The 11,475-nt window shown below is 54.6% G+C and carries 13 protein-coding genes; 10 read left to right on the top strand and 3 right to left on the bottom strand.

What is annotated here, in order from left to right:
- Together HBA26_RS19380 and HBA26_RS19375 are read left to right on the top strand one after the other, a co-directional pair.
- The coding region (locus tag HBA26_RS19380) for an autotransporter outer membrane beta-barrel domain-containing protein (protein ID WP_166720994.1) at positions 1-1,265 on the top strand (1,265 nt) is incomplete at its 5' end.
- 89 nt (positions 1,266-1,354) lie between these two features.
- Positions 1,355-1,981 carry a helix-turn-helix domain-containing protein gene (locus HBA26_RS19375; RefSeq protein WP_028012114.1) on the top strand — a complete coding sequence of 209 codons (627 nt, stop codon included), beginning with the start codon at positions 1,355-1,357 and terminating at the stop codon, positions 1,979-1,981.
- 2 nt (positions 1,982-1,983) lie between these two features.
- Here HBA26_RS19375 and ampH read toward each other — a convergent pair whose 3' ends face one another.
- Positions 1,984-3,144: a D-alanyl-D-alanine-carboxypeptidase/endopeptidase AmpH gene (gene ampH / locus HBA26_RS19370; protein WP_047367588.1), complete on the bottom strand. Its 1,161-nt coding sequence runs from the start codon at positions 3,142-3,144 to the stop codon at positions 1,984-1,986.
- A 204-nt stretch (positions 3,145-3,348) separates the two neighbouring features.
- Here ampH and HBA26_RS19365 point away from each other — a divergent pair, with 204 nt between their 5' ends.
- The 3 genes from HBA26_RS19365 (at position 3,349) to HBA26_RS19355 (ending at position 6,329) form a co-directional block, all read left to right on the top strand.
- Positions 3,349-3,882: an isochorismatase family protein gene (locus HBA26_RS19365; protein WP_041911110.1), complete on the top strand. Its 534-nt coding sequence runs from the start codon at positions 3,349-3,351 to the stop codon at positions 3,880-3,882.
- A gap of 114 nt (positions 3,883-3,996) precedes the next feature.
- Complete coding sequence (gene sbmA, locus HBA26_RS19360) at positions 3,997-5,217, top strand: peptide antibiotic transporter SbmA (protein ID WP_028012117.1); 1,221 nt, start codon at positions 3,997-3,999, stop codon at positions 5,215-5,217.
- 14 nt (positions 5,218-5,231) lie between these two features.
- Complete coding sequence (locus HBA26_RS19355) at positions 5,232-6,329, top strand: DUF1615 domain-containing protein (RefSeq protein WP_045259878.1); 1,098 nt, start codon at positions 5,232-5,234, stop codon at positions 6,327-6,329.
- On the opposite strand, the gene HBA26_RS19350 is transcribed toward HBA26_RS19355, so the two are convergent.
- Entirely contained in the window at positions 6,326-6,625 is a 300-nt protein-coding gene (locus tag HBA26_RS19350) for a DUF2755 family protein (RefSeq protein ID WP_014882725.1), read from the bottom strand. The genes HBA26_RS19355 and HBA26_RS19350 overlap by 4 nt on opposite strands.
- A 249-nt stretch (positions 6,626-6,874) precedes the next feature.
- Between HBA26_RS19350 and HBA26_RS19345 the strand changes: the two genes are divergently transcribed.
- Positions 6,875-7,105, top strand: coding sequence for a DUF2754 domain-containing protein (locus HBA26_RS19345; RefSeq protein ID WP_028012119.1), 231 nt, complete (start codon positions 6,875-6,877; stop codon positions 7,103-7,105).
- On the opposite strand, the gene ddlA is transcribed toward HBA26_RS19345, so the two are convergent.
- The gene (gene ddlA, locus HBA26_RS19340; protein ID WP_126345134.1) at positions 7,102-8,202 is read right to left on the bottom strand and encodes a D-alanine--D-alanine ligase; all 1,101 of its coding nucleotides are present in this window, start codon (positions 8,200-8,202) and stop codon (positions 7,102-7,104) included. The genes HBA26_RS19345 and ddlA overlap by 4 nt on opposite strands.
- A 103-nt stretch (positions 8,203-8,305) precedes the next feature.
- On the opposite strand from ddlA, the gene HBA26_RS19335 reads away from it, so the two are divergent.
- The 4 genes from HBA26_RS19335 to psiF all read left to right on the top strand — a co-directional run bounded on the left by HBA26_RS19335 (position 8,306) and on the right by psiF (position 11,439).
- Positions 8,306-8,989 carry an extensin family protein gene (locus HBA26_RS19335; RefSeq protein ID WP_166720993.1) on the top strand — a complete coding sequence of 228 codons (684 nt, stop codon included), beginning with the start codon at positions 8,306-8,308 and terminating at the stop codon, positions 8,987-8,989.
- 168 nt (positions 8,990-9,157) lie between these two features.
- A complete protein-coding gene (locus HBA26_RS19330) occupies positions 9,158-10,372 on the top strand; it encodes a multidrug efflux MFS transporter (protein ID WP_041911106.1) in 1,215 nt (404 codons plus the stop codon).
- A 210-nt stretch (positions 10,373-10,582) separates the two neighbouring features.
- Positions 10,583-10,843 carry an anti-adapter protein IraP gene (gene iraP / locus HBA26_RS19325; RefSeq protein WP_028012123.1) on the top strand — a complete coding sequence of 87 codons (261 nt, stop codon included), beginning with the start codon at positions 10,583-10,585 and terminating at the stop codon, positions 10,841-10,843.
- A 275-nt stretch (positions 10,844-11,118) separates the two neighbouring features.
- On the top strand, positions 11,119-11,439 hold the full coding sequence (psiF, locus tag HBA26_RS19320) for a phosphate starvation-inducible protein PsiF (protein WP_041911105.1): 321 nt from the start codon (positions 11,119-11,121) through the stop codon (positions 11,437-11,439).
- Positions 11,440-11,475 lie beyond the last annotated feature (36 nt).

The raw sequence follows: 11,475 nt of genomic DNA, 5'->3' as shown, positions 1-11,475 counted from the left end.
CCGATGGCGGCGTGCTCAACGTTGCCAGCCGCGATTATGTGCTGAACAGTGATCTGAACAACGCACGCTATATCACCAACGATCGCTACAACGCGGAGTATGACTACGGTGTTGTCGCGCTGAACTCCGACGGCCATCTGGCGGTGAATGGTGACGTTGCCGGTAACTACAAGGTGCGCATCGACGATGCAACCGGCGCTGGTTCAGTTGCCGACTACAAAAACAAAGAGATCATTCGCGTCTACGACAATAACGCAGATACCGCAGCCAGCTTTACTGCTGCAAACAAAGCTGATTTAGGTGCTTATACCTATCAGGCGCAGCAGGAGGGTGACACCGTTGTTCTCCAGCAGAAAGAGCTGACTGACTACGCCAACATGGCGCTGAGCATTCCTTCTGCCAACACCAATATCTGGAATCTCCAGCAGGATACCGTGGGTACGCGTCTGACCAACAGCCGTCATGGCCTGGCAGACAACGGCGGAGCGTGGGTGAGCTATTTCGGCGGCAATTTTGACGCGGATAACGGCACCGTCAGCTACGATCAGGACGTAAGCGGCATTATGGTCGGTCTGGACACGCAGATTGACGGTAATAATGCGAAGTGGATCGTCGGTGGTGCAGCTGGTTTTGCGAAAGGCGATATCAGCGATCGTACGGGTCAGGTCGATCAGGACAGCCAGACTGCGATGATCTACGCGTCTGCGACGTTTGCGAACAACGTCTTCCTCGACAGCTCACTGAACTACACCCGCTTTAACAATGACCTCTCTGCAACCATGAGCAACGGTCAGTATGTTGACGGTGACACCACCTCTGACGCTGTTGGCTTCGGGATGAAGCTGGGCTATGACTGGAAACCAAACCTCTCAGGCTATATCACCCCTTATGCGGCGATTTCCGGCCTGTTCCAGTCAGGCGACGACTACCAACTGAGCAACGACATGCGTATCGATGGTCAGTCTTACGACAGCATGCGTTATGAACTTGGCCTGGATGCGGGTTATACCTTCAACTACGGCGGCGAACAGGCGCTGACCCCGTACTTCAAGCTGGCTTACGTCTATGACGATGCTGACAATAATGCTGATATCAACTCTGACAGCATTGATAACGGCGTCGAAGGCTCTGCGGTTCGCGTTGGGCTGGGCACCCAGTTCAGCTTCACCAAAAACTTCAGTGCTTACACCGATGCGACTTATCTGGGCGGCGGCGACGTTGACCAGAACTGGGGAGCAAACCTGGGTGTGAAATATACCTGGTAAATAGAAAGCGCGGGGGATATTTTCCCCCGCTTTTTTATATGGTTTAAAAATAATAAAGAACCGACAGATACAGATGCTTTGAGGTATGCATGAACGTTAATGCGAAACCACTTTCTGAATTAAGCCGGCTCGCAAAATGTCTGGAAGTCGCCGGTACCCCCTTTAAGATCGAACCACAGCAATTAATAACAACCGGCAATAATGATGATGAGCCATTTACTTTTGTAATACAGTCTGGTCTTACCGCTATCCATCGTAAATCTGATGAACTTCTGATGGGCATTGCGCAGGCACCTTTTATCTATGGTTTGAATGCATGGATAAATGATAGTTATCTGGAATATTCCATGATGACACACACAACCTGTTCTGGATTTTATTTACCGGTCTCTGCCACGCGTCAACTTATTCAGCAAAATCATCTCTGGCAGGATGCTTTCTGCTGGGTGTCATGGATTAACCATATTCTGGGCAAGCGTGACCTGCAGCTGGTGGGAAATAACTCTTATAGTCAGATCCGGGCGATGTTGATCAATATGGCCGAGTGGGATGACTCGCTGCGCTCAAAAATTGGCGTTATGAATCATATTCAGCGTAGCACACGTATTTCACGTTCGGTCGTTGCAGAAGTCCTGGCTGCGCTGCGTCAGGGGAACTACATCAATATGAGCCGGGGCAAGCTGGTCAGCATCAACCGCTTGCCCACGGAATATTAAGATCAGTTAGACGCAGTAAGCACCTGGGCTTTATTGGCGCTCAGTTCGGTCACCAGGTTATTGATGCCGTCACTCATATTAACGAAGCGCGTGTTCGGAGAACGGGTGACTACCACAAACGCGCCCACGTTGGACTGCGGAATCATTGCCATGTAGGTAATGAATCCGCCGCCGCCGCCGGTTTTCTGAATGATGCCCGGACGACCATTTTTCGGTGCCATATAGACCCAGCCCAGGCCGAGCGCATCGGCTTTACCCGGCACGTCCATCCCGATGACGCGATGCAGCTGAGTACGCTGATAGATAAGAGTCTGCATACGATCGGCCTGGCTGCTGCGAGAGTAAAAATCCGAAGAAAGGAACTGCTGCATCCAGCGCATCATGTCGCCAGGGGTGGAATAGACCCCGCCGCTGCCCACGGCTGCCAGCGTGTTGTTACAGGGGCTTGCGCCTTTCTCTGCCACCATCAGGCGTTTGCACTGGTCCGGGGAAGGGGTAAAGGTGGTGTCTTTCATGCCCAGCGGACGCGTGATCTGCTCTTCAAACAGCTGCGGGTAAGGTTTGCCCGCCGCCGTTGAAAGCGCATCCGCCAGCAGATCGAACGCCAGGTTCGAGTAAGAGGCCTGCGAGCCCGGGGCGGATTTCAGCGTGGCGGTGCTCAGGTAGTTCCAGCGCTGTTGGCGCGTTGGCCAGACAAAAACGTCGCGGTGCGCCGCGCCGCCCGGCTGCTCGCGCGGCAGAGCGCTGGTGTGCGTCGCGAGGTTCACCAGGCGAATCGGCGTGCCCTGATACGTCGGCACGCGGGCGCCCGGCGGGGCGTATTTGCTGAGCGGATCGTCGAGCTTTACCACGCCCTGGTCGAGCAACTTCACCAGCATTTCGCTGGTCATCAGCTTGGTTAAGGACGCGACGCGCACAACGGAATCCAGCTGAGGACGAACGTTATTACCTGGACGCGTTTCACCAAAGCTGCGGAAAACGCGCTGGTTGCCGTCGATGACCACCATTGCCATCCCTGTCGCGCCGCTGCCGTAATAGATAAGGTTCGCGTAGCGATCGGCAATATCGGAAGCCAAAACGGGCGCCGTCAGCGGCTGGGCTGCCTGGGCGGTGGAGAAGCTCACCGCACACAGCGCGGCAAAAGAGAGCAGACAACGTTTCAACGAAAAGCATCCATGAAGTGAATGAGGAAAGTAATGGGTATTTATACTACTAATCGGCACCGTGCAATGCCCCGAATAGCATAACCATAGCGAGAAAAACGTAACCATGGGTAAATATGAAGAATTTCCCTGCGAGCGCTCTCCCATTTTGTGACATCGGGCTTATGATAGGCACCAGTGTTACTCAATCTTGCGGAGAACGGTATGTCTGAAAAGCGTGTGGTAATGGTGGTTGATATGCAGAACGGGGTGTTTGAAACCCCGCGTCATCAGCGCGAGACGTGTGTCTCTCTGATCAACCAGCTTACGCAGGCTGCTGACACGGTGATTTTTATTCAGCATGCCGAGGCCGGGGGGCTGGAAGAGGGAAGTGACGGGTTTGCGTTGCTGCCTGAACTCCATCAACCTGCCGGCGCGCTGTACGTGACCAAAACCGCCTGCGATGCCTTCTATAACACCGGGCTTGAGGCGCTGTTACGCGAGCAGGGCATTCGCGAGTTTGTCATCTGCGGCTGCGCCACCGATTACTGCGTTGACGCCACGGTCAAGAATGGCGTCAGCCGGGGTTACCACATTACCGTGGCGGAAGATGCCCACACCACCGCCAACCGCCCGGCTGCCGAAGCACAGATCCTGATTCACCACCACAACGACGTCTGGCGAAACTTCATTGCGCCAGCGAACCCTGTCGCGGTGAAACGCACCGAAACAATTCTCGAAAACTGGAAAGCGAACTAATAATCAACCCACGGGTCTGACCTTTTTGCCCGAGCCGGGGTCCGGCTCGGGCAAGGTATTCGTGTGGTAATGTGTTGAGCACAGCAACAACCATAACAACAAGAAGGAAGTATCATGTTTAAGTCTTTTTTCCCAAAGCCGGGGCCTTTTTTCCTGTCGGCATTTATTTGGGCACTGATCGCAGTCGTGTTCTGGCTGGCGGGCGGCGGTGCATGGCTGACGCGCATCGTGGGGGCGACAGGCGAGGTGCCGATTAGCGCGGCGCGCTTCTGGTCGTTCAGCTATCTGCTGTTTTATGCCTATTACGCGCTGTGCGTCGGGCTGTTTGCGCTGTTCTGGTTTAATTATTCCCCTCATCGCTGGCAGACGTGGTCCATTCTCGGAACGTCGCTGATTATTTTTGTCACCTGGTTTCTGGTCGAAGTGAGCGTAGCCATTAACGCGTGGTATGCCCCGTTCTACGATCTCATCCAGAAAGCGCTGAGCGCCCCTAACAGGGTGCCAATTGGCGAGCTTTATAATCAGTTAAAAATTTTTATGGGCATTGCGATGATCGCTGTCACCGTGGCGGTGCTGAATAATTTCTTCGTCAGCCATTACGTCTTCCGCTGGCGTACGGCGATGAACGAATTCTACATGACCCACTGGGAGCGTCTGCGCCATATTGAAGGTGCTGCTCAGCGTGTTCAGGAAGACACCATGCGTTTTGCGTCAACGCTTGAGGATATGGGCGTCAGCCTGCTTAATGCCATCCTGAAACTGTTTGCGTTCTTACCGATTCTGGTCGCGCTTTCTCCGCATATTTCAGCATTGCCGATTGTCGGACATTTACCGTACGGCCTGCTCATCCCGGCGCTGATTTGGTCGCTTATGGGCACAGGCCTGCTTGCCGTCGTCGGGATTAAGCTGCCGGGCTTAGAGTTTAAGAATCAGCGTGTGGAAGCGGCCTATCGTAAGGAGCTGGTCTACGGAGAGGACGACCCAACGCGCGCTGCGCCCCCGACGATAAAAGAGCTGTTCCGCAACGTCCGTTTCAACTATTTCCGGCTCTATTTCCACTACATGTATTTCAATATTGCCCGTATTTTCTATCTGCAGGTCGATACTGTTTTTGGACTATTCCTGTTGTTCCCGTCTATTGTTGCGGGAACAATCACGTTGGGCTTACTGACCCAGATTACCAACGTGTTCGATCAGGTCAGAAACTCGTTCCAGTATCTGATCAACTCCTGGACCACGCTGGTGGAGCTGATGTCCATCTACAAACGTCTGCGCAGCTTTGAACATGAGCTGGACGATCGGGACCTGCAGGAAGTCACCAACACATTTAGCTAATACAGGGAGTTGCTATGTCTTTTGCCGTACCGCGTGCGTTACCGCTGTCCTTGCTGGCTGCCCTCGTTCTGGCGGGCTGTGCCGAAAAAGGGGCTGCTCCGCTTAAAAAGGGCGAGAAGCCCGTGGATGTCGCAAGCGTTGTGCGGCAAAAAATGCCCGCCAGCGTGAAGGATCGCAATGCGTGGGCGGATGCGCTGGCAAAAACCTTTGAAAGCCAGAAGATTGCCCCAACCGAGGAGAATATCTGCTCGGTGCTGGCGGTGGCGCAGCAGGAGTCGATGTACCAGTCAGACCCGGTGGTGCCGGGTCTCAACAAAATTGCCTGGAAAGAGATCGACCGCCGCGCGGAATCGATGCATATCCCGGTATTCCTCGTGCATACCGCGCTGAAAATCACTTCGCCAAACGGCAAAAGCTACAGCGAGCGGCTGGACACGGTGAAAACCGAAAAACAGCTCAGCGCCATCTTTGATGATTTCATTAACATGGTGCCGATGGGGCAGAAACTGTTTGGCTCACTGAACCCGGTTCACACCGGCGGCCCGATGCAGGTGAGCATTGCGTTTGCCGAGAAGCATACCGACGGCTACCCGTGGGAAATTGACGGTACGGTGCGTCAGGAGGTCTTCTCCCTGCGCGGCGGGCTATGGTTCGGCACGTATCATCTGCTGAACTATCCGGCGAACTACAGCGAGCCCTTGTACCGCTTCGCAGACTTTAACGCGGGCTGGTATGCCAGCCGTAACGCGGCGTTTCAGAGCGCGGTTAGCCGCGCAAGCGGCGTCAAGCTGGCGCTGGACGGCGATCTTATCGCCTACGGCAGCAGCGAGGCGGGAAGCACCGAGCGGGCGATCCGGAAATTATCGACAACGCTTGATATGAGCAACAGCGACATTCGCCGTCAGCTTGAGAAAGGCGACAGCCTGGCATTTGAGAAAACGGATCTCTACAAGAAAGTGTTTGCGCTTGCCGATAAGAAGAGTGGGAAAACGTTGCCGAGGGCAATTCTGCCGGGGATTCAGCTGGAAAGCCCGAAGATCACGCGTAACCTGACCACCGCATGGTTCGCAAAACGCGTGGACGATCGCCGGGCTCGCTGTATGGGGCTTTAATGGCGACGACGAAAGCGCAGGACGAGCGCGACAACGCCTAAAATCATACACCCCGCGAGGAAGGGAACGAGGCCAAACAGCGTGCTCACGCCAAACCCGATTTCAACCCGCGGGCGTCCGTTATCCTGCACCTGCATCAGGTGTTCATAAACGCCCGGCGCGTGCACCAGCATATTAAGCAGCTGGGAGCCAGCCCAGAAGCAGAACAGGACAAACAGGGCATACGCGATATTACCCGCCGTGGAGGTTTTTGGTTTGCCGCCAAAAATCGGTTTCGACAATGTAAAGTCAGCCATGTTGACCTCCCGAAATATCACTCTGTTTTAATACGCGTCTTACGGGGTGAGTTTGACAGGTCATCGCATTTGTCAATATCAGAATCGTGGTAATTTTCGCTCAGGATTTCTCCTGGATTGTTGATTTCTGCAGCATGTCACAATTTGTTAACTTAAATGAAACTGCACCGCATTTCAGAATTTCCGCATCTGCCACAGACCTGGCGGTGAAACTGTGAGAGGATGTCTTTTTTTCCTGCCGGAGTTGTTATGAAGCTCACGTCCAAACTTCGCCGTGACTGGCACTACTACGCCTTTGCTATCGGGCTGATCTTTATTCTTAACGGCGTCGTGGGGCTGTTGGGATTTGAAGCGAAAGGCTGGCAAACCTATGCCGTGGGCCTGGTGACCTGGGTAATCAGTTTCTGGCTGGCAGGGCTGATAATCCGCCGCCGTCCGGAAGAGACGACAGCGGAGGAGACGGCTAAGGGTGCCGATTAGCCGTTAACGGAACTTTTCAGGGCGCTGTCGGCGGCATGACGCTCCAGCGCCAGCTCGATCAGGCGGGTGATCAGCTCAGAGTAGCCAAGCCCGCTGGCCTGCCACAGTTTTGGATACATGCTGATATTGGTGAAACCCGGCAGCGTGTTGATTTCATTGATCACCACCTCGTTCTCCGGCGTCAGGAACACGTCCACGCGCGCCATGCCGCTGCAGCCGAGCGTCTGATAGGCCTGAATGGCGATCGCCCGGATCTTATCGTTGATGGCCGGATCGATTTCCGCAGGAACAACAACCTGGGCGCCTTTATCATCAATGTATTTGGTGTCGTACGAGTAGAAGTCGCTGTTTAAGACCACTTCACCGCAGGTGCTGGCCTGTGGGAAATCGTTGCCCAGCACCGCGCACTCAATTTCGCGGCCTTTGATCCCCTGCTCAACCACCACTTTATGGTCGAACTCAAACGCCAGACGGACGGCTTGCGTGAACTCTGTTTCGGTGGTGACTTTGCTTACGCCCACGGAGGAGCCCTGGTTGGCTGGCTTCACAAACAGCGGCAGACCCAGTTCAGCGCTAATTTGCGCGAAGCTGTGCTTGTCGCGGTTGGCGCGGGTGAGCGTCACGAACGGCGCGATATTCAGCCCGGCATCGCGCAGCAGGCGTTTGGTGACGTCTTTGTCCATGCAGGCGGCGGAGCCCAGCACGTCCGAGCCCACGAACGGCAGGTTGGCCATGCGTAACATTCCCTGCAGGGAACCGTCTTCGCCGAGGGTGCCGTGCACGATGGGGAAGACTACGTCGATCTGGGCGAGAGCCTGCGCGTTGCCGGCGTCGATGAGCTGACCCTTCACGACGCCGGGTACGGTGGCGACGCTAATTTCCGAAGGATTAAGGGCGATGTGTGCCGGATCGTGGGCATTCAGCAGATACTGGCTGGCATCGTTAACATGCCACTGGCCCTGTTTATCAATGCCCAACAGCACCACGTCGAAACGGCTTTTATCGATCGCATCGACGATATTTTTAGCCGATTGCAATGACACCTCGTGCTCCGCTGATTTTCCCCCAAAGACAATACCTACGCGCTGCTTTGCCATCTCACTCTCTTCCAGTCTGACGAAAAGCCAATAACATACCACGATGCCCTGCGGGTTTCGCGGCCTTCTGCCATAATGTTTTGGGGAACAGTGAGGGGGGAGAGTGAAAGGAAAAACGCTGCTGACCATTTTCATCCTTGGGGCAATCGCAACGGCGGGCTATCGCTGGCTGCCGTCTTACTACAACCCTTTCACGCCGCTGAACCTGGACGACCCGCCTGGCCGCATTACCCAATATAAGCTGCGACGCTTAACGCCCGAAGCCTGCGCGAGCCTGTTAGCGCAGGCTAATCAAAAAAAACTGATCCGCACGCAGGCGGTCGCTGACAGCGGCGGGGAATGCCCGCTGAACAACGTCGTGCGCGTGCGTGACTTTGGCCCGGTGAGCCTGAACGGCAGTTTTCTTGCCAGCTGTCCGCTGGCGCTCAGCTCAGCCCTGTTTGTCAGCCAGCAGGCCCGGCCCCTGACTAAACGCTTTACCGGCAGTGAACTGACGCGCATTGAGCACCTCGGCAGCTTTGCCTGCCGCAATATCTACCACCGGCCCGATGCGCGGCGCAGCGAGCATGCCACGGCAGAGGCGCTGGATATCGCCGCTTTTCGGCTGGCGAACGGAGAGCGCGTTACGGTACTTAACGGCTGGAAATCGGCAAGAACGCAGCCCTGGCTGAAGGCTCTGCTGGCGGCAAGCTGCGGTTACTACGGAAACGGTCTTGGGCCGGAATATAACGCGGCGCACGCCAGCCATTTTCATCTGGGAATGCGCGGCTTTGGTCTCTGCCGCTGAAGCATAATCTTCCGCCAGAAAATGGATGAATTGTGACTTATTTCACAAATATGATGACTGGGAAGATAAAACACCAAAGTCAGCGAGGCCGCATCTCTGGTGCGACGTTAAGACGCGTAACTTGCTAATCTGACGGCGAATTCGCCTAAAAATGAAGACTATTTCTGTATGGAATCCTGGAAAGTTAATCTCATCTCGGTCTGGTTCGGCTGCTTCTTCACCGGGCTTGCCATCAGCCAGATCCTGCCGTTCCTGCCGCTGTACGTGTCACAGCTGGGGGTCAGCTCCCACGAAGCGCTGTCCATGTGGTCCGGGCTGACGTTCAGCGTCACGTTTCTGGTCTCCGCCATTGTGTCACCGATGTGGGGCAGCCTGGCGGATCGGAAAGGGCGCAAGCTGATGCTGCTGCGCGCCTCCCTCGGGATGGCGATTGCTATTCTGCTCCAGGCCTTCGCCACCAACGTCTGGCAGCTGTTTTTCCTGCGGGCGGTGATGGGGCTGACGTCCGGGTATATTCCCAACGCCATGGCGCTGGTTGCCTCTCAAGTGCCGCGCGAGCGCAGCGGCTGGGCGCTGAGTACGCTCTCCACCGCCCAGATCAGCGGCGTTATCGGCGGCCCGCTGCTGGGAGGCTTTCTGGCTGACCATGTCGGTCTGCGCGCGGTATTCATCATCACCGCAATCCTGCTGGTGATCAGCTTTCTGGTTACGCTCTTTCTTATCAAAGAGGGGGGCCGCCCCGTTATCAGTAAATCTGAGCGCCTGAGCGGTAAGGCCGTCTTCGCCTCGCTGCCATACCCGGGACTCGTAATTAGCCTGTTTGTCACCACCATGGTGATCCAGCTCTGCAACGGTTCGGTCGGCCCGATTCTGGCGCTGTTTATCAAGTCGATGGAGCCGGACAGCAACAATATCGCCTTTCTCAGCGGCATGATTGCCGCCGTGCCGGGCGTCTCCGCGCTGATCTCTGCCCCGCGTCTGGGAAAACTGGGCGACAGGATCGGCACGGCGCGCATCCTGATGGCGACGCTGATTTTTGCGGTGGTGCTCTTTTTCGCCATGTCGTTTGTTACCTCTCCGCTTCAGCTGGGCGTGCTGCGGTTTTTACTCGGCTTTGCGGATGGCGCTATGTTGCCCGCCGTACAGACATTGCTGGTCAAATATTCCAGCGATCAGGTCACGGGACGTATTTTTGGCTATAACCAGTCGTTTATGTATTTAGGCAACGTCGCCGGTCCGCTTATTGGTGCGTCCGTTTCTGCAATGGCGGGTTTTCGCTGGGTATTTGCCGCGACGGCGATTGTCGTTTTAATCAATATTATCCAGCTGGCTATTGCCCTGCGTCGCCGCAGACAAATAGCGGAAGCGAAATCAGCGAAATAACCTTTTTGCAGATGTATTATATATTCTTATGGTAGCCGCATTTTTATATAACAAAATGCGACGTTTTTTTATAGAAAAACGTTTCGCTGAAAAGATCGCTGCGCTAATTTGGCGGCAATGTCACTTTTGCATAAGATAATACTTTTCTCCGCTTTGCATATTTCATTCCTGGTGTTAATTTCAGAGGAAATCCCATAAGGAAATAGCACGATGAAAAATCTCATTGCTGAGTTGCTGGTTAAGCTTGCACAAAAGGAAGAGGAGTCGAAAGAGCTGGTCGCCCAGGTCGAAGCGCTGGAAATAGTTGTCACCGCGCTGCTGCGGCAGATGGCAACATCGGATCAGCAGGCGTTAATTGAAAGCATTGAAGGAGCGCTGGATAAGGCGCGGCCCGATACGCAGGTTCCGCCAGAGGATGCCGAGTTGCTGCAGCAATACGTAAAGAAGCTGTTGAGGCATCCGCGCAGTTAAGCCGTTACTGACATGTCATAGGATTGTCATGCAGGATGCCTGGAGTCGCTCTGTTTTATTTTTGTATTTGTACATGAAGAAAATAAATTGAAACAGAGCGCGCTTTTTAGCGCGTTACATTCCCTGTTAATTACCCCGGCCATTTAGGCCAATACCGTCAATTCCTGCGTGCTGGAACTGAAATGATAAATTCCCGGCCGAAATCACATCTGCCGGGTGGTTTTTTTCCTGTCACGAACCAGACTTACAGGGAATGTTCACAAAAGGATGGTGCAATGAAAACAACATTACTGGTTACTCTGCTCTCCGGCCTGTTCCTGATCTCCTCGGCGAACGCGGAAGAAAAAACATTAACGCCGCAACAGCAACGCATGACCACCTGTAATCAACAGGCGACGTCCCAGAGTCTGAAGGGGGATGCACGTAAAACCTACATGAGCGACTGCCTGAAAAACGGCGCCGCGAAACCCGGCGAAAAAAGCCTGACGCCGCAGCAGCAAAAAATGCGCGAGTGTAATGCGAAAGCAACCGAACAGTCACTCAAGGGCGACGATCGCAGCAAGTTCATGAGTGCCTGCCTGAAGAAAAAAGTGTAGTTCTAACGGGTGAGCGGCTCCGGCGGCTCACCCGAA

It is taken from the genome of Enterobacter sp. 725m/11 (genome assembly GCF_011683705.1).
GTDB lineage: Bacteria > Pseudomonadota > Gammaproteobacteria > Enterobacterales > Enterobacteriaceae > Enterobacter > Enterobacter bugandensis.
Note: the sequence above shows the minus strand (reverse complement) of the source record. Positions and strands in the feature narration are given on the sequence as shown.